This is a genomic window from Cytobacillus spongiae (genome assembly GCF_021390075.1).
In genome coordinates, this window is record NZ_CP089998.1 from 83923 (window position 1) to 102582 (window position 18660).

Sequence of the window (18660 nt, forward strand, 5' to 3'; positions counted from 1 at the left end):
ACTAAGAGGATGAATCCCTATGATTCATCCTCTTTTAATGCCTGTATGTTTTTTACCCGAATTTATCCTGGTGTTCTCTTTTCATCTTTAGATATTCTTCATCTTCTCTTACCAGTTTCCATTTCACTTCAAATAGGGCAGCCGATTTTGCTTTCTCATTGTCCAATCTTCTTTCCTTGATGGTGCCGTCATGATTGTATTTCTTTCCTCCTGGGTAATTGGCATATCGTCTTGCCCTTGTATACCCCATCTGTAGAAACTTCCTGGCCATGTCCATTCCTACAAAATCATTTTCTTGTTGGTACCGAAGAAACAGGTCATAAATCCTTTGAGAGGATTTTTCAGCAATCTGTGGCGTTTTGAATCGCCAGTGTGGAAGGATTTCGCTTTTGTATGGCTCGACTAATAGAACACCTTGTTCGCCCCTCCCCACACGGTATTTTTTCAGGCTGTTTTCGAAAATCAATCCCTTCGAAATCAAGATCGTAATCAAATGGCATTTCCCTATCCCTCCTTTAGATCTTGTACCCGGTATGGTGAGTTCCGTAAACAAAAAAAATGTGGTTACAATAAAAATATTATGTTAACTAAAGAGTTTGTATCATTTTCCTCACATTCAGAAATAAATAATAGAAGGAATTCCGTGCAAGGAAGGGAAATAGTAAAGAGGTATCTATATTCAGAAAATTCAATATATAAAAGGGGGATAAGGAATGCATGGAGGAATAGAGATACAGCGGGAGAAAAGGAGTAAGCGTTTTAAACTTACATTATGGATAGCGGGATCTCTCCTATTTGTCCTGCTTGTAACACTTATATTTGTAAACTATTACATTGACAGGTCCCTGCCTATTACATCAGGTACGATTTCATTAGAGGGACTGTCTGAAAATGTTGAAGTAACCAGAGACAAGGATGGTGTCCCTCATATTCTTGCTCAAAATGAAAAAGATTTGTACCTGGCACAAGGTTATGTACAAGCCCAGGATCGCTTATTCCAGATGGACCTCAGCAGGAGGCAGGCTTCTGGCCGTTTGAGTGAAGTGGTTGGTGAGAAAACCATTGACCGGGACAAGTTTTTCAGGACATTGGGATTGAGGAGGGCAGCGGAAGTATCATACGCAGCATATCCCGATGAAGCCAAGCAACTTTTGGAATGGTATGCTGAAGGCGTCAACTTGTTCATAGAAGAAGCGAAAGAAAAAGGGAGGCTCCCCATTGAATTCACTCTCCTTGGTTATAAACCAGAAATATGGACGCCGATTGATTCGTTGACTATAGGAAAGTATATGGCTTTTGATCTGGGAGGTCACTGGCAAGGGCAGGCGTTCAGATATTGGGCAATGGAACATTTGCCAAAGGAAAAAGCATATGATCTATTCCCGTCCTATCCGAAGGAGGCACCTACCATTCTCTCTGAAATTGGAGGAATGGAGGTGGACCTAGGGAAATCATTTGCAGGGGCAGTTATTCCACCTGAGTTTAATGGAAGTAATAACTGGGTTGTGAGCGGTAAGAAAACAGAAAGTGGAAAACCCCTCTTGGCAGATGATCCACATCTTTCATTGGGGACTCCTTCCATTTGGTATCAGATGCACCTGGAGTCACCACAAGTCAATGTCAGTGGCGTGATCTTTGCAGGCATCCCGGGGATAATCCTCGGCCACAATGAACAAATTGCGTGGGGGGTTACGAATACAGGCCCTGATGTTCAGGATTTATATGTGGAGAAGCGGAATGAACAAGACCCCACGCTGTTCTTATACGATGGCAAATGGGAAAAAGCAACGATTATAGAAGAGCCTATCATCATGAAGGATGGAGAGGTCATTCCTTATGAAGTGACGATTACGAGACATGGGCCGGTTATTTCGGAATTTGCCCTTCAAAATGATAGTGAAAAGGTCTTATCCATGAGGTGGACCGCACTTGATCCAAGCCTTGAACTTCTTGCCATATTGAATATTAATAAAGCGGAGAACTGGGAAGAGTTTGAAAAAGCCCTGGAGGACTTTCATGTCCCCACTCAAAACTTTGTATTTGCATCAGCAGATGGAACGATTGCCTACAAGGCAAACGGAAAAATCCCCATCAGGAAAAAAGGGAACGGATTGCTGCCTGTTCCCGGCTGGAACCCGGATTATGAATGGGAAGGGTTTATTCCTTTTGAAGAGCTACCCAAAGTGGTCAATCCAGAATCCGGCTTCGTTGCAACCGCAAATAACAAAGTAGTTTCAGATGATTACCCTTATCACATTAGCCATCACTGGGCTCAGCCTTATCGATACATGAGGATAGAGGAATATTTAGAAGGAAGAAATGACCTCTCTCTTTCGGATATGAAAGCCCTGCAAATGGATCAAGTGAATCTACATGCCCGTGAAATGATCCCTATTCTGATTGAAGATATGATGAGGGATTCTTTAACAGCTAAAGAAAAGGAAGCGATAGATCTCTTTGAGACATGGAACTTTAAAGATGATAAAAAGTTCGCTGCACCACTTATTTTTCATCAATGGATGAACGAGATTTCCACCGGCCTGTTTAAAAAAGAAGTACCAAAGGAAATGATGAAGCTGTTTGAAGGCCGACAAAGTGTCGTGGATGAACTCATTCGAAAAGCTCATAATGGTGAGGAATCGCAGTGGTTTATAGACAGGGGAGGATATCGTACGTTCCTCACATCTTCACTTACCCAAGCCTTGCTTGAGCTTGAGGAAGCCTATGGTTCATCAATGGATGAGTGGGAGTGGGGAATGTATCATCGGGTATACTTTGAACATCCTTTATCAGGAGCTTCTCCTGTGTTGAAATGGTTCTTAAATGACAGAGACCCTGAGCCGACAGGGGGTAGCAGAGTGACGGTTGGTGCAGCAAGCTACAATGAGAACGGCATCGTCAATCACGGGGCTTCTTGGAGGTTTGTCATTGATACCGAGGATATGGATAAGGGCTATCATATTGTTGGACCTGGACAGGCTGGCCATTACAAAAGTGAATGGTATCATAATCAGATTGACGCATGGAAAAACGGGGACTATCATCAAACCCATATTTCAAATCCAAAAGGAGAAAGATTAATTCTACTTGCCGAATAGATTCAGATGAGGGTATACAGAAATCCGAAAGGGTTCTAAGGAAATACCGCATGGAATAAATGACATACAAACAGTCTGGAGATGAACTTCAGACTGTTTTGTTTGACTGGCGATACAGGTACATAGGTTTATTTCTCGTTGAGATGGGTACATTCTTTTTCAAGGAAGGAGAAAAATGAGGAGGACATGGAATATTCATAAAGGAATTGGGGATACTATCAAGATGTGATTTAACAACATCTATTATTATGGTACGATAATATGTAAAGAAACAGTTACATAGAAAGCAGTGAATGTATGTCAATGATAGAAAAAGAAAAAGTAATCGTTCTTATCGGTCCGACAGCCGTTGGGAAAACGAATGCAAGTATAGAACTTGCTAATAGGTTCAATGGGGAAATCATCAGTGGGGATTCCATGCAAATCTATAAAAGGATGGACATCGGTACCGCAAAAATTACCCGAGAAGAAATGGAAGGCATACCACATCATCTGCTGGATATTAAAGACCCCCGGGAATCTTTTTCTGTTGCGGATTTTCAAGAACTTGTCAGGAAGAACATTTCAGAGATACACTCCCGTGGAAAGATTCCTTTAATCGTGGGAGGGACAGGGTTATATATTCAGTCGGTCTTATACGATTATCAATTTACGGACACCCCTGGTGACGAGGATTATCGTAAAGAGCTGGAAGCAGAACTTGAAAAGAATGGTCCTGATTGGCTTCATGGGAAGTTATTGCGTATCGATCCCGTTTCCGCAAGCAATATTCATCCCAATAATACACGGCGTGTTATCCGTGCCCTGGAAATTTATCATTGTACCGGAAAAAGAATGGCTGAGTTTCAAGCATCACAATCAAAGGAGTTGCAGTACAATGCAGCTATAATCGGATTAACAATGGATCGGGAAAAGCTCTATGAAAGAATAAACCTCCGCGTGGACATGATGATGACCCAGGGTCTATTAGAGGAAGTGAAGGAGTTATATGATGAAGGTGTCAGGAATGTCCAATCCGTTCAGGCCATCGGTTACAAAGAGCTGTATGAATACCTTGATGGTTTAATCGGACTCGAAAGAGCAAAGGAAAACCTGAAGCAAAATTCTAGAAGGTATGCAAAGCGGCAACTGACATGGTTCAGAAATAAAATGGATGTAGCCTGGTTCGATATGACAGATGAGAATCGGCACTCCGAAATAATTGAGGATATTTCAGAATTTATTGCAGGAAAGCTTCAATTAAAGTCGAATAAGTAATGTAGAGATAGAAGAGGAGGAATAACCCATGAAACAATCCATTAATATCCAAGATCAATTCCTTAATCAACTGCGTAAAGAGGGATCGCTTGTTACCGTATTCCTTTTAAATGGCTTCCAGATCCGTGGCCAGGTAAAGGGCTTTGACAATTTTACCGTGTTGTTCGAAACGGAAGGAAAACAGCAACTTGTATTTAAACATGCCATTTCAACATTCGCTCCGCAGCGTAATGTCCAAATAAATTTTGATGAACAAAACAATTAAAAGCTATATAAAGCTAAAGCTGCCCTGCAAGGGCGGCTTTTTTTATTCCTTTTTTGAACGTTTTTTAATCAATGAGTCATTCTCATGAACGAATACGATATTTAATTAATGAAACAAAAAGTAATTGAATAGGATGATAAAAGAGGGTTTTTATTCATCCCTCATTGAACATGAACGAACCGGTTATGAAATGACTATCGTATGATGAACCCTGATGAAAACAAGCGAAGAATGACTAACACTCCCTAATTTTTTTTATTTCTCGGGAAAGCGCAGGAAAAGACAGGATTCTTCTCATTTGTCGAAAAAAACAGGTAAAATATAGGCGTTTGTCACCCTAAAGCCTTCAGGGGCGTATACTGTCTTTAGAATGGTGAGGTGAAACCATTGGATCAACCAATGAGAATGAAAAATAACGGGCAAATCAGCATAGTGTTGAATTCCCAAAAACGGAGTCCGGTTCGAGATATATTGAAGCATGAATCCGTTCCTCAGTCCCTTCCTCATGAACATGTTGCGTTAAGGGAAATTGAAGAAGAACTTGGGTCTCTAGTTGGAATGGACGAAATGAAGAAAATGGTGAAAGAAATTTATGCATGGATATACGTGAACAAAAAAAGAGAAGCAATGGGGTTGAAAGCAGGAAAACAAGCACTTCATATGATGTTCAAAGGAAATCCAGGTACGGGAAAGACAACTGTTGCACGAATTATCGGAAAGCTTTTCCTTAAAATGAATGTATTATCCAAAGGCCACCTGATTGAAGCGGAAAGGGCTGATTTGGTAGGTGAATATATTGGCCATACAGCTCAGAAAACAAGAGATCTCGTTAAAAAAGCTCTTGGAGGGATTCTATTCATCGATGAAGCTTACTCCCTCGGTCGAGGCGGAGAGAAAGACTTCGGTAAGGAAGCGATTGATACACTGGTCAAGCATATGGAGGATAAGCAGCATGAATTTATCTTGATATTGGCAGGGTATTCGAGGGAAATGGATCAGTTTCTTACGTTAAATCCCGGATTACAATCGAGGTTTCCCCTTGTTTTTCATTTTCCGGATTATTCAGTTGATCAACTGATGGAAATAGGAAGAAGAATGTTGGAAGAGAAGGAATATGTATTAAGTCATGATGCAGAGAGAAAGATAAAGGAGCACCTCCATTCAGCCAAAAATACTCTTTCTCCAATGGCATTTTCAAACGGAAGGTATGTCCGGAATGTAATAGAGAAGTCGATAAGGGCTCAGGCCATGAGACTATTGATGGAGAATTGCTATGACCGGCTTGATTTATTAACCATACGCAGTAATGACCTGGTATTTAACAAAGGGTCTTCTGAATGAATATACTTAGTAAACCAGGAGAATAGCAGAATAAAAAAATGCATTCAGGGATGAATGCATTTTTCATTAAACATGTGCTCGTAAACTCTTATTGGGCAACCGCCACTTATACAAGTAGGAAAGAACACGTAATGCTGTTGTAATGACAAATAATGAATATAGTTCAAAAGGAGAATGGACAATGCCGAGCCCGATTGCTGCACCGCAAAGGACTGCCCAAACGGCATAAATTTCTGAACGGAGTACAAGGGGTTTTCGACCCGCCAGTAAATCACGGATGATGCCACCACCGCTTCCTGTTAAGACGGCAGCAACAATGATCGCGCTGATTGGGTGATTCATTTCAGAAGCATATAGTGCTCCTTGGATAGCGAAGGCGGAAAGTCCGATGGCATCAAAGAAATTACCCCATTTTCTCCAATGTTTAAGAAGATTATTAGGGAAGAGAAAGACCGCTGTAATGGAAAGGAGTGCAATCTGAAATAGCATGCCCTGCTCCCACAATGCAGACACCGGTACACCAATCAGTAAATTTCGGATGGCCCCCCCGCCAAATGCAGTGACAATTCCTAATATATATACACCGAGGATATCGTATTCCTCTTCCATGGCAATGATAGCCCCTGAAATAGCAAAAGCAATGGTACCAATAATACTCAAGACTTCCCACGTCATACTCATTCCTCCTTACGTATTACAAAATGCTACATGCCATTATGTAGAGTGAGAGGGTTCCTTCGTTTATTCAAACATACTGATTTTAACACGTGTGCACTTAATTGCAAGCATTTTTCATACCTTTTTACATAGAGTTTACGAGGGGATTTTGATATGATGAAGGTGTTCATGAAATGTACAGAAAGAAGGATGTTTATTGAAGAATGAAGTGAAGGAAAAAGTCATCCTTGTTGGATGTCAACTTGAAGATGATGACTTGCGTTTTCAATATAGTTTAGAAGAACTTGAGGAGTTGACTCAAACGGCTAATGGTCAAGTAGTGTCCATTCTCACTCAAAAAAGGGACCGTGTTCATCCAGGCACCTATATAGGGAAAGGGAAAGTGGAAGAGCTTATCCTTTTGGAAGAGCAATTTGACCCTGATATCATCATATTTAATGATGAACTCTCCCCTAGTCAAATAAGGAACCTGTCGAAAGACTTAAGTGCCAGGGTGATTGATCGCACTCAACTGATACTTGATATTTTCGCTCAGAGGGCCCGATCAAGGGAAGGGAAATTACAGGTAGAACTGGCGCAGCTTCAATACTTACTTCCCAGATTGATCGGACAGGGGGCATCCCTCTCAAGGTTGGGTGGAGGGATTGGAACAAGGGGTCCCGGTGAAACTAAACTGGAAAGTGATCGCCGCCACATTCATCGCAGAATCGATGATATCAAGACACAGCTTCAAACGATTGTGGAACATAGAGAAAGGTATCGTAAAAGAAGAAAGCGCAATAAGACCTTTCAAATTGCCCTGGTGGGTTATACGAATGCAGGGAAATCGACATTATTCAACCGTATCTCTCTGGCGGATTCCTATGAAGAAAATCAACTATTTGCCACCCTTGACCCAATGACGAGGAAAATGCCCCTTCCTAGCGGATACACGACTTTGCTTACGGATACTGTAGGATTCATACAGGATCTTCCCACTTCGTTAATCGCCGCATTTCGCTCGACACTGGAAGAGGTGAGGGAAGCTGACCTGCTTCTCCACGTTGTGGATAGTTCAAACCCCGATTACAATCAGCACGAAAAGACCGTTCAGTCCTTGCTGGAAGACTTGGACATGAGCGGACTGCCACAGTTAACGGTATACAATAAACGCGATATGGTCCACCCCGACTTTGTTCCGTCCGGTGAAGGGGCCCGCATGATCATCAGTGCATTGAATGAAGGGGATCGTGGAGACCTATTGGTGAAAATGGAAGACATCGTAAAAAAACATATGATCTCCTATCATGTGTTGATCCCGGCAAGCGAAGGAAAGCTTCTTTCTCAATTAAAGAATGAAACCATTCTAGGGAAATTGGAATTTTTAGAAGAAAACCAGATTTATGAATTGACTGGGTATCACTTGGAAGACCATCCAATCTCAGGGCATATCAAGAAATTTCAAAGGTAGAAGGGAAACAAAAACCTCATGTTTGAACAATTAATGAATGGAAATACTCTAAAACCGCTTGTAACAAGAGTGGAAGAAAACATTAAAGAAATACACAAAAAGATTGAAGACAGAGCTGAAAGTAACCAGTTTAAAGTACTCCGGTCTTATCAAAGGCACAGGGTTAGTGATTCCCATTTCATACCAACTACAGGTTATGGGTATGATGATACTGGGAGAGACACATTGGAAAGTATTTATGCCGATGTCTTCGGTGGTGAAGCAGGGCTTGTCAGGCCACAGATCATTTCAGGCACTCACGCGATCTCCATTGCTTTATTCGGGGTGCTGAGACCTGGGGACGAATTAGTATACATAACCGGAAAACCCTACGACACCCTCGAAGAAATCGTCGGCATCAGGGGTAACGGGACCGGTTCCCTTAAAGACTTCCAGATTGGTTATCAGAGTGTTCCATTACTCGAATCGGGGAAGGTCGATTATGAATCGGTCAAAAAAGCGGTCACTTCCAAAACTAAAATGATTGGGATTCAGCGATCTAAAGGATATGCCAATAGACCATCCTTTACGATTGATGAAATCAAAGAAATGATTGATTTTGTTAAAAAGATTAACCCCGGAATTGTTGTATTTGTAGACAACTGCTATGGGGAATTCGTTGAAGAAAGGGAACCTTGTCATGTAGGGGCGGATCTGATGGCAGGCTCCCTTATTAAAAACCCTGGTGGCGGCCTTGCGAAAACAGGCGGGTATATAGTAGGGAAGAAAAGGTATGTAGATGCCTGTTCCTACAGGATGACATCCCCAGGCATTGGGGCAGAGGCAGGTGCATCCCTGTACAGCCTTCAGGAAATGTACCAAGGATTCTTCCTTGCTCCCCATGTGGTTGCACAATCATTAAAGGGCGCTGTATTTACATCGGCTCTATTGACAGAGCTTGGTATGGATACGAACCCAGGCCCTCACGCAAAGCGGACAGATTTAATCCAGTCGGTACAATTCAATGACAAGGATAAGATGGTAGCATTTTGTCAGGCGATACAGTTTGCATCTCCTATCAATTCGCACTTCACACCATATCCCAACTATATGCCTGGTTATGAAGATGATGTCATAATGGCAGCCGGAACCTTCATACAAGGCTCCAGCATTGAACTATCTGCCGACGGGCCAATCAGACCCCCCTATGTAGCATATGTCCAGGGAGGGTTAACCTACGCTCACGTAAAGATCGCCGTGTGCTCAGCAGTAGATCTTTTAATAGAAAAAGGTTTAATCTCTGTGACCTCGGGATAATAAAGGAGTAACTGGATAGTCTAAATGTGACTGTCCTTTCCTTTTGAATTCTCATGTAAGAAAATCTAACATTTGATTGACAGAACTCCTGACATTACATATAATAAGGTCAAGAAGGAAATGAAAAGGAGGAATCAAGATGAGCGGAAGTGAAATTCGTCGAACGATGGCACTGTTTCCAATCAGTATTGTCATGCAGCTCACGGACCTATCAGCTCGTCAGATTCGATACTATGAAGAGCACAGTCTGATAAACCCGGCACGGACCGATGGTAATCGAAGGCTCTTTTCCTTGAATGACATTGATAAGTTATTAGAAGTAAAGGATCTGTTAGATCAAGGCATTAATATGGCTGGAATTAAGAAGATATTTGCTGTATCCAGTCACAATGAATCTGAAGTCGTATCTGACGTAAGCAATGAAAAGGAAGAAAAAGCACGACAGGATCTATCTGATGACGAGCTCCGTAAATTGCTTAGAAATGAATTAATGCATTCAGGCAGATTTACTAAAGCATCTTTACGTCAAGGTGACATGTCCCGCTTTTTTCATTAAATAAAACCTTTAATAAACTTGAGGAGGAATTACGTAAATGGCAAAGTATACTCGAGAAGATGTTTTAAGATTAGCGAATGAAGAGGGAGTCAAGTTCATTCGATTACAATTCACAGATATCCTGGGGACGATCAAAAACGTAGAAATCCCTTTAAGTCAGCTTGAAAAGGCTCTAGACAACAAGATGATGTTTGATGGTTCTTCCATTGAAGGATTTGTCCGCATTGAAGAATCAGATATGTACCTATTCCCTGATTTAGATACTTGGCTTGTGTTCCCTTGGACTGCTGAAAAAGGGAAAGTAGCACGACTGATCTGTGACATCTATAATCCGGACGGCACTCCATTTGAAGGGGATCCGCGTAACAACCTAAAGCGTGTCTTAGCAGAAATGGAAGAGCTTGGATTTACTGATTTCAATCTTGGACCAGAGCCGGAATTCTTCCTCTTCAAATTAGACGAAAATGGAGAGCCTACACTGGAACTGAACGACAATGGCGGTTATTTCGATTTAGCACCAACAGATTTAGGAGAAAACTGCCGTCGTGATATCGCATTGGAATTGGAAGAAATGGGCTTTGAAATCGAAGCTTCTCACCACGAAGTTGCTCCTGGACAACATGAGATCGATTTCAAATATGCAAGTGCATTAAGAGCTTGTGACGACATCCAAACATTTAAATTGGTAGTTAAAACAATTGCCCGTAAGCATGGATTACACGCAACTTTCATGCCAAAACCTCTTTTTGGTGTGAATGGCTCAGGGATGCATTGTAACATGTCCCTGTTCAAAAATGGAGAAAACTCTTTCTTTGATGAAAAGGGAGATTTACAATTAAGTGACACAGCCCGCCAATTCCTGGCTGGAATCATTAAGCATGCCACTGACTTTACAGCGATCACCAATCCGACTGTAAACTCATACAAACGACTGGTTCCCGGATATGAAGCACCTTGTTATGTTGCTTGGTCCGCGCGTAACCGCAGCCCGCTAATCCGTATTCCTGCTTCCCGTGGGTTAAGTACACGTGTGGAAGTACGAAGTGTCGACCCAGCGGCAAACCCATACCTTGCCATGGCAGTATTACTGGCAGCCGGATTGGATGGAATCAAAAATAATCTTCCTGCACCTAAGCCCATCGACCGCAACATCTATGTTATGGACAAAAAAGAGCGTGAAGAAGCAGGGATTGTCGACCTTCCAGCAACATTGCATGCTGCATTGGAGAACCTAAAAACAAATGAGGTAATCGTTAAATCTCTTGGTGAGCATATATTCGAACACTTCGTAGAAGCGAAAGAAATCGAGTGGGATATGTTCCGTACACAAGTACATCCTTGGGAACGTGAACAATATATCCAAATGTATTAACAGAGGAATCCCTTGACACCACTGGTGTTGGGGGATTTTTTTATTTTGGTCCAAGAAGAAAAGAAGGGAAGGGAATTTCAAATGACCAAAATACGACCAAAATCAAAGTCAAAAAAAATTAGGGTTTCTTATTTTGTTCATGTACTCTTCAAAACTTGAGACTGTCTCCTTATCGATTTTCTCACTAATATGAGCATATATATCTGCAGTTACTGCCATGCTTTTATGACCTAATCTTTCTTGAATATATTTCATACTTGCACCAGCTTCTAATAACAAGACTGCGTGTGTGTGTCTTAAATCATGAATGGGGATGCGGTCAATATTAGCTTGTTTAAGGATTTTGTTAAATGCATTAAATAAAGTGCTTTTTGGAAGATGGGATCCATCTATTTTGCTGAAAACTAAATTCAAATCATGTTTGTAATCACCTTTCAGCATATTTTTATTCTGGAACTGCCACTTTTTATGCTCTTTTAATACCTCTGCAAATGCATCTGTGATAGTAATTCTTCTGGAGGACTCAAATGTCTTCGGGTCTCCAAATAGTTTGTCCTCGGACTCTGCTTGGAAATCTAGAGTTTTGTTAACGTCAATATATTTTTTCTTTAAGTTAATATCTTGCCATTGAAGTGCAGCTGCTTCACCTTTTCTCATTCCAGTTTCAATTAAAGCTAAAAAGAAAACATAGTAAACATAATTATATTTAAAAGCAGTCTGCAAGAATGAAGGAATATCGTTTGAAGAAATGTAGCGGATGCCTTCTTTTTTATTATTTATTTGTTTAGGTATTGTAATTCCATCACAAGGGTTTTTGTCAATCATTTCAAGGATAACTGCTTTTTTAAATGCACCAAACATAGTTCCGTGAATTATCTCTATAGTTCTTTTACTATAATTCTGGCTTGCTAAATGGTTTATAAATTTTTGATACATAATGGGTTTAATAGAGGTAATTTGTATATCTTTAAAATAAGGAATAATGTGGTTCTTAATATTTCTTTGATGCAATTCGAATGTGTTTTTTCGAACAGTATTCTTTTTATAGTCGTTTAGCCAAACGACTAAATATTCTTTTAATGAGGTAGGGGACTCATTAATCCCATCTTCAATTCTTTGTTCTTGGAGTCTAGCTGCATTTTGTGCATCTTTTTTTGTGTTAAAACCACTTTTGGATTTTACTTTGTATTTTTGAGAGAAAGGATCTTTGTAAGAGATCCTGAACTCCCATTTGTCTCCGCGCTTTCTGAAAGTAGCCATATTTAGCTTCACCTGCCTAATTCTTTTCTTAATACATCTAATTCACTATATGAAATCGAGTTTTTTTCAACTTTCCAATGATCTAACATTTCATACCAGAAAAATATTGAATGGTTCCCACAGAAAGGACAGTATCTCGCATTTGAATCCAAGATCGAATTACAACTCGGATGAGTATATGCCCATCCATTCTCTAAGTATTTATTTTCATCTGCACATTTATTAATTACTGGAGAACCACAGCTTGGGCAATAATCCCTGGGCGAAATATCAAAATCTCCTTCTCCGCACATAGGACAAACAGATGTATGACCGTAAATGTTAACCTTTATACCAGAATATTTCATAAAACCACCTAAGAATTTTTAGTAATATTAAAAGGGCGAATTCATAAATTGTTCTTGTTCTTCCATTTCTTCCTTTTCAGCTTGCCAAGTCCTAAGAATTTTATTTTCAAAAAAAGTTGTTGCGTGACCACACTTAGTGCAAAATCTTGCATTTCCTTCAGCTAGCTCCCCGCACTCCCATTGAAGTTCTCCATTCCAATACTCCATGTTTCCGCATTTATTTATCACTGTAACACCACAAATTTTGCAAAATGTTCCATCATGTACTTCTTCATTTTCACACGTAGGACACGTAATTGCTCTGCCTTCATCGTCTAATTCAATTTTGTTATATAACATATCTTTTTCAACTCCTAAAATGCGAATTGTTTTGTATAGAGTGGAGGCTCCACAAACAGGACAAAACTTTATGTTTTTCTTTATTATTTCTGATCGACATTCTCTGCAAAAATGTTTGTTATTTAATTTATAAATATAGTTAGAAAAGAGTTTTATTGGTTTTGTCTTCTGGCTATAAGAAATCCCCATTTCACGGCCTCGTTGTAAAAAAGAGATTATATGAGATGATGCTTCCCAAGAAATGTGGCATAAATCTGAAATCAGCGGTACATCTATATTCCCTAAATTAGAAAGCACAGGGAGAGGAGCTAGAATCGTTCTAGCGAAACAGTTAGCTTCTTTTTCAAATACATCATATTCTGTTTCAGAAAGTGAACTTCTTGCAAAGATCGCCTTATTACTTTTTTCGTTATGCTTTAGAATGTAATGACCTAATTCATGCGCAATTGTCCACCTGACCCTTCCGATATTTTCAACTTGGTCATTATATAAAATTAAGTATTTGTCCTGAGATTTTATGTACCAGCAGCATCCCTCGTCACTGTCAGCAAACTCACAAACTTCATCAATAGTGAGTCTCCATTTATCAGCATACCAAGAATAAGTTTTTATTTTTAAATTCGGAAAAAGCTTTGCTAATTTTTTCACTTTAACTGGAAGTTCACGAACATTTGCTGTTTCTAAAAGTAGGTAAGCTTCTTTTTCAGCTTTTTTAAAATTTGGTTTAGATATCATCATCATCACCATCATCATCTTCTTCTTCAAAAGCGTCCAAAAAAGACAATTTAATTAATTCAACCATTCTCTCCATTCTTTCCTTCTCTGCTGGAGTTTTTAATCTTTTCTTAGCTCTTTGAATTTGACGTAAATCATCATCAAGGGGATTTGCTTTTCCTTGAGGATCATCAGCGCGCCCTAATAAATAATCAGTTGTAACGCCAAATATATCTGCCAATTCAAGTATTATGTTTCCTGGTGGAATTACTCTCCCTGCTTCGTAATTAGCAATATTAGTTCTTTTCATACCTAGTTGATTTGCTAAACCTTCTTGAGATAAGTTAATTGCTTGTCTACACGTCCTTATTCGCATACCCATCTTCTTCTTCTCTTCTGGATTCAACTGATTTTCCTCCTATAAATTAAAAAATTCATTTAAAATGACGCAATAAGGGTTGACGTGTTTTAAAATGACGTGATATGATGTGGTAGTCAATTAAAAGCACATCGAAAGGAGAACCGATTATGGAAGATATATCACGTCGTAGGGAAACTTTTAAATCGTACCGTAAACAATTTAAAGTTACCCAGCGTCAACTCTCTATTGACCTTGATGTAACTGAAAGCCATATCCGAAATATTGAGAGTGGTAGAGGCAATCCCGATGCAAGATTATTATTTAAACTTGCAAGGTATTTTGAGACATCTCCCGAAAAATTGTTTCCGGATTTAGCGGATGTTAAGGTAATACGTTCTTCAAAAGATCCCTCACAGTCATTATTATAAACCGTCATTTATAATAACGCAATAGAAAATAGCGTTTTTTATCCCGTATTATATGTGTTTTTAAAATTGGTTTCTAGGAGGTGATGAAATGTTTGAGATTTCAATGAAAACAGAATCAGATACTTTTAAGCAAGCTATGTATGATGCTGTTCTAGAAGTAATGATTCAAATAAACGAAGATAAGAAGCTGGGAAATGATCTTCCTGTCTTACTAAGTAAATCCCAGTTAGCCAAACACATATTTAATGTAAGTCCTCAAACATTAGATGCTCACATAATTCAGAGGGAGGACTTTCCGAAGTTTAAAGTGGGAGAAAGGTTGCTCTTTCCTAGGGATATGGTGATGGAATGGCTTAGAAAAAACATAAATGCTGATTAGTCAGTAGGTAAACTTTTTCTACCCCTGGTGCAGAATTTTGATAATTAATATTTGGAATATTTATTAGGAGGAGAGAATGAGATGAATGAATTGATAAACACTAACCAGAATGAAAATGGAGAAATCTTAGTAAGTGGTAGAGAGCTGCATGAGTTCCTAGAAGTAAAAGCAAGATACAATGATTGGTTACCTAGAATGGCTGAATATGGGTTTAAAGAAAATCAAGACTTTATAGCTATTACTCAAAAGAGAGTAACAGCACAGGGTAACTCAACGACTTATATAGAACATCATTTGAAACTAGATATGGCAAAAGAGATCTCGATGATCCAACGATCTGATAAGGGTAAGCAAGCCCGTCAATACTTCTTAGAACTCGAAAGAAAATGGAACAGTCCTGAAATGGTCATCAAACGAGCACATGAGTATCTAGAGAAAAGGGTGAAGGCTTTAAGTACAGATAACCTGGTATTACATCAACAGGTAAATGAATTACAGCCTAAAGCTTCTTACTATGACATGGTCCTTCAAAACAAATCGCTTTTATCAGTTTCAAAGATTGCTAAGGATTACGGAATGAGTGCCAGGGCAATGAATAAAAAGCTTCATGACTTAGGGGTTCAATTCAAACAAGGTGACATTTGGTTAATGTATGCAAAACATCAAGACAAAGGGTACACGCAGACAACCACCCACGTAATCGATGCTGACAAATCAAAAGTGAGCACTAAGTGGACTCAAAAGGGGAGATTGTTCATATACGACCTACTGAAAAAAGAAGGTATTTACCCAGTTATTGAGCGCCCAGATAGTCAGATAGTTTAGTTGATAATTAGTTCAGAAGTATAAATGGTTCATAACCAAATAAGAAGCAGAGGAGATTTATTAATATGAATGGTGTGTTTACCGCAAGTAGAATGATGAAAGCGAGTGAAGTACTTCAGATGTGTAGAGAGGCTAAAAAGGCTCCGGCATTACTTATCGCTGTGGAATTAGAAGCGAAAGAAAAGTTATACAAAATGTCACATGATACTGAATGTGTCAAAGTTCAATCGGCTTAATCGGCAGCCAAAACCTTGAAAGAGGGTGAGCATATTAAGGGGTACCAGGACGATCGAGGAGAGGTTATTGAAATCACATGGGAACAATATCAATCCTTCCTATGGAACGGTTTCCTGAAAGGAGTGGTGATCTTAAAGGCACCGGCGGCTCCTGAAAATGAAAAATGACCCGTGCGCCAACACGGATCATTTAAAAGGTGATTCTATACAGCAACTTTATTTAAATAGTATCGGAATCACCAACCAAAATCAACTGGAGGGTGAAAAATGCAAATCGCTTTTAAAACATTAGCACTTGAAAACTTTAAAAATCATAAATCAGTAACAGTAAAGTTCGGTGATGTTACCAACATCCAGGGCAGGAATGGCGCCGGGAAATCTTCAATAGGGGATGCAATCTCCTGGGTTCTATTCGGAACGGATATTTCAGGCAGCAAGTTGGATCCTCGGCCAATCGATACGGAAGAAGAAACGGAAACCCAGGTAGAGCTCCTGGTAAACATTGCAGGCAAGGATATCTTGTTCGGTCGTAAGCAAAAGAAAACCGCCAAGTATTTTCTAAATGAAGTACCTAAGAAGGCAACTGAGTTCAATGAGTACTTGGAAAGTCAGTTTGATAAGAACCTGATTCTCTCTTTGTTCAACCCAGCCTTTTTCTTTACTCAACACTGGCAGGATCAAAGAGCTCAGCTACTTCAATATGTGAGCGAACCACTGAACAAAGAAGTGCTGGCCGAACTTTCAAAGGTTGACCTCGAACGACTTGAGGAGCCATTGAAGAAACACTCACTTGATGACTTAGATAAACTTCATCGTGAAAAAGTGCGCTCAAGTGATAAGGCATACGAGAGAGCAGCTGAGCGTGTTGCAACCCTTGAAGAACAGATGTCAAAGCATAGCAACAAAGCAGACGATGTTCAACACGTTAAGAAAGAAGTTGAGCTTCTACATAAGAAGCGCACTGAAATCGATGAAGAGAATGCAAAGACTCAAAAGATCATCATCGAAAGAAATCGACTGGAAGGTCAAATCGATAATTTAACTTCTCAGGTTGCCAATCAAAAGGTAGTAGTTCAAGGGATTAAAGATGAAACGGTTAAGGAGCTATGTTCCACTTGCGGACAACCTTTGGACGAGTCGGCCATTCAGAAAGTAAAGGAAGACAGGGTGAGGCGATTCAATAAAGAAGTCGCAAAAGGACAGGACCTTGTTAAAAAAGTAAACGAGCTTAAAGGAAAACTTGCTGAAATTCAGGATCCAGGTGAAATAAATCGAGTTGAGTTAAACGATATTGAAGATAAATTGATGCAGCTACAAATAGCGATCAGGGATTCAGAGCAATCAGCAAACTTGGAATCTGATCATAAGGAAGCAATGGAGAAGAAGGAAGCCTTTCGAAAAGAACTGGTCACATCAAAGGCAATTGTCGATGCTATCAAAAAGTTCAAGTCTAAGCGATCGGAATTAATGGTCAGCAAGGTGGATGAGCTATTTACCACAATATCCATCAAGCTCTTTGAAACTCTTAAAAACGGAGAAGAGAAGGCGACATTCGAAATTGAAATGGATGGCAAGCCATACAGCAAGCTTTCCACTGCAGAGAAGATTAAAGCAGGTCTGGAGTTGATTGAGGTATTAAGCCAGCAGTCAGAGGTTATTGCTCCGACATTTGTAGATAATGCCGAATCGATTCTAAACTTCACTGCACCGGCAGGTCAGCTAATTGTGGCCAGGGTGAAGGATGAGGATCTAAATATTAAAACTGTAGAAACAGAGGGGGCTAAATATTGGCGAAGATAAATATTGAGTTGGAACTGGACTGGTTTGGAGAAGAAGACAACTTGGATGATGTAATCAAAAGTCAGGTTATATCAGGTTTGCAAGATAGACTTATTCAAAAGGCCGAACAAAAGGTGCTTGCAAAAATCGAAAAGGAAGTTGAATTAAAAGCAAATGAAGTTGCTGATAATTTCATTCATGGTGCATTGGAAAATAAAATCAGTGAATTGAAAATCCCATATAAGAAAAACGGTTGGGGTTCAGAAGTTGAGTTAATACCGATAAGCGAATTTATTGGAATCCGGTATGAAAGCTATCTCACTGAAAAAACCCTTGATGGAGATGGAAAAGAAGCACGTTATAGCAGTGATAAAAAACTCTCAATCTCTGAATATTTCATTAAGAATTACCTTGCTAAGGAGCTAACTGGAAAAGTAAGCGCCATGATCCAAACGGCTCGTAAGGATGCAGAGGAAACAATTGTTAAAGCTCTTGAAAATAACCTGAAAGAGCAGTTATCGGTGGACATTATCGAAAGACTTAACATTCCTAAAATGTTAGAGAGTCTGCAAAATAAAGCTGCTGAATTAGATATCAAAGAATAAGGGGCTGAAAGGATGAAACAACCAGTTAACATCTGCACTAATCAAAACTGTGAGCAACCAATTTATAAAGGTGA

The 18660-nt window shown here is 39.7% G+C and carries 19 protein-coding genes and 1 pseudogene; 14 read left to right on the forward strand and 6 right to left on the reverse strand.

Annotated elements, in window-relative coordinates; translation table 11 throughout:
* Positions 1-52: 52 nt before the first annotated feature.
* Positions 53-500: pseudogene (locus tag LS684_RS20865) on the reverse strand (DUF4385 domain-containing protein).
* A gap of 225 nt (positions 501-725) precedes the next feature.
* Between LS684_RS20865 and LS684_RS20870 the strand changes: the two are divergent.
* From LS684_RS20870 to spoVK, 4 genes are all read left to right on the forward strand, one after another.
* Positions 726-3098, forward strand: a complete 2373-nt coding sequence (locus tag LS684_RS20870) for a penicillin acylase family protein (RefSeq protein ID WP_233812131.1) — start codon at positions 726-728, stop codon at positions 3096-3098.
* Between the two features lie 303 nt (positions 3099-3401).
* Positions 3402-4355 carry a tRNA (adenosine(37)-N6)-dimethylallyltransferase MiaA gene (gene miaA, locus LS684_RS20875; RefSeq protein WP_284701596.1) on the forward strand — a complete coding sequence of 318 codons (954 nt, stop codon included), beginning with the start codon at positions 3402-3404 and terminating at the stop codon, positions 4353-4355.
* A 28-nt stretch (positions 4356-4383) separates the two neighbouring features.
* Entirely contained in the window at positions 4384-4620 is a 237-nt protein-coding gene (gene hfq / locus LS684_RS20880; RefSeq protein ID WP_169215898.1) for an RNA chaperone Hfq, read from the forward strand.
* A gap of 387 nt (positions 4621-5007) precedes the next feature.
* Entirely contained in the window at positions 5008-5961 is a 954-nt protein-coding gene (gene spoVK, locus LS684_RS20885) for a stage V sporulation protein K (RefSeq protein WP_169215897.1), read from the forward strand.
* Positions 5962-6027: 66 nt separating this feature from the next.
* Here spoVK and LS684_RS20890 read toward each other — a convergent pair whose 3' ends face one another.
* A complete protein-coding gene (locus LS684_RS20890; RefSeq protein ID WP_169215896.1) occupies positions 6028-6636 on the reverse strand; it encodes a trimeric intracellular cation channel family protein in 609 nt (202 codons plus the stop codon).
* Between the two features lie 199 nt (positions 6637-6835).
* On the opposite strand from LS684_RS20890, the gene hflX reads away from it, so the two are divergent.
* The 4 genes from hflX (at position 6836) to glnA (ending at position 11313) form a co-directional block, all read left to right on the forward strand.
* On the forward strand, positions 6836-8089 hold the full coding sequence (gene hflX / locus LS684_RS20895) for a GTPase HflX (RefSeq protein WP_233811762.1): 1254 nt from the start codon (positions 6836-6838) through the stop codon (positions 8087-8089).
* A gap of 18 nt (positions 8090-8107) precedes the next feature.
* A complete protein-coding gene (locus LS684_RS20900) occupies positions 8108-9385 on the forward strand; it encodes a methionine gamma-lyase family protein (RefSeq protein WP_169215894.1) in 1278 nt (425 codons plus the stop codon).
* A gap of 139 nt (positions 9386-9524) precedes the next feature.
* Positions 9525-9941: a MerR family transcriptional regulator gene (locus LS684_RS20905; RefSeq protein ID WP_169215893.1), complete on the forward strand. Its 417-nt coding sequence runs from the start codon at positions 9525-9527 to the stop codon at positions 9939-9941.
* 37 nt (positions 9942-9978) lie between these two features.
* On the forward strand, positions 9979-11313 hold the full coding sequence (glnA, locus tag LS684_RS20910; protein WP_169215892.1) for a type I glutamate--ammonia ligase: 1335 nt from the start codon (positions 9979-9981) through the stop codon (positions 11311-11313).
* Between the two features lie 108 nt (positions 11314-11421).
* On the opposite strand, the gene LS684_RS20915 is transcribed toward glnA, so the two are convergent.
* Genes LS684_RS20915 through LS684_RS20930 form a run of 4 tightly spaced genes read right to left on the reverse strand, consistent with a single transcriptional unit; the run spans position 11422 to position 14379 of the window.
* A complete protein-coding gene (locus LS684_RS20915) occupies positions 11422-12573 on the reverse strand; it encodes a site-specific integrase (RefSeq protein WP_233811763.1) in 1152 nt (383 codons plus the stop codon).
* An 8-nt stretch (positions 12574-12581) separates the two neighbouring features.
* Complete coding sequence (locus LS684_RS20920) at positions 12582-12920, reverse strand: zinc ribbon domain-containing protein (protein ID WP_233811764.1); 339 nt, start codon at positions 12918-12920, stop codon at positions 12582-12584.
* A gap of 27 nt (positions 12921-12947) precedes the next feature.
* The gene (locus LS684_RS20925; RefSeq protein ID WP_233811765.1) at positions 12948-14012 is read right to left on the reverse strand and encodes an ImmA/IrrE family metallo-endopeptidase; all 1065 of its coding nucleotides are present in this window, start codon (positions 14010-14012) and stop codon (positions 12948-12950) included.
* Positions 13984-14379 (reverse strand): helix-turn-helix domain-containing protein, encoded by a 396-nt coding sequence (locus LS684_RS20930; RefSeq protein WP_233811766.1) that lies wholly within the window; start codon positions 14377-14379, stop codon positions 13984-13986. Before LS684_RS20930 ends, LS684_RS20925 begins: the two co-directional genes overlap by 29 nt.
* Before the next feature lie 122 nt (positions 14380-14501).
* Here LS684_RS20930 and LS684_RS20935 point away from each other — a divergent pair, with 122 nt between their 5' ends.
* From LS684_RS20935 to LS684_RS20960, 6 genes are all read left to right on the forward strand, one after another.
* Positions 14502-14762, forward strand: a complete 261-nt coding sequence (locus LS684_RS20935; RefSeq protein WP_233811767.1) for a helix-turn-helix transcriptional regulator — start codon at positions 14502-14504, stop codon at positions 14760-14762.
* 88 nt (positions 14763-14850) lie between these two features.
* Positions 14851-15141 (forward strand): helix-turn-helix domain-containing protein, encoded by a 291-nt coding sequence (locus LS684_RS20940; protein ID WP_233811768.1) that lies wholly within the window; start codon positions 14851-14853, stop codon positions 15139-15141.
* 81 nt (positions 15142-15222) lie between these two features.
* On the forward strand, positions 15223-15966 hold the full coding sequence (locus LS684_RS20945) for a phage antirepressor KilAC domain-containing protein (RefSeq protein ID WP_233811769.1): 744 nt from the start codon (positions 15223-15225) through the stop codon (positions 15964-15966).
* 65 nt (positions 15967-16031) lie between these two features.
* Positions 16032-16202, forward strand: a complete 171-nt coding sequence (locus LS684_RS20950; RefSeq protein ID WP_233811770.1) for a hypothetical protein — start codon at positions 16032-16034, stop codon at positions 16200-16202.
* A gap of 267 nt (positions 16203-16469) precedes the next feature.
* Positions 16470-18002 (forward strand): AAA family ATPase, encoded by a 1533-nt coding sequence (locus LS684_RS20955; RefSeq protein WP_233811771.1) that lies wholly within the window; start codon positions 16470-16472, stop codon positions 18000-18002.
* Positions 17990-18586 (forward strand): hypothetical protein, encoded by a 597-nt coding sequence (locus LS684_RS20960; RefSeq protein ID WP_233811772.1) that lies wholly within the window; start codon positions 17990-17992, stop codon positions 18584-18586. Before LS684_RS20955 ends, LS684_RS20960 begins: the two co-directional genes overlap by 13 nt.
* The last annotated feature ends 74 nt before the right edge of the window (positions 18587-18660 follow it).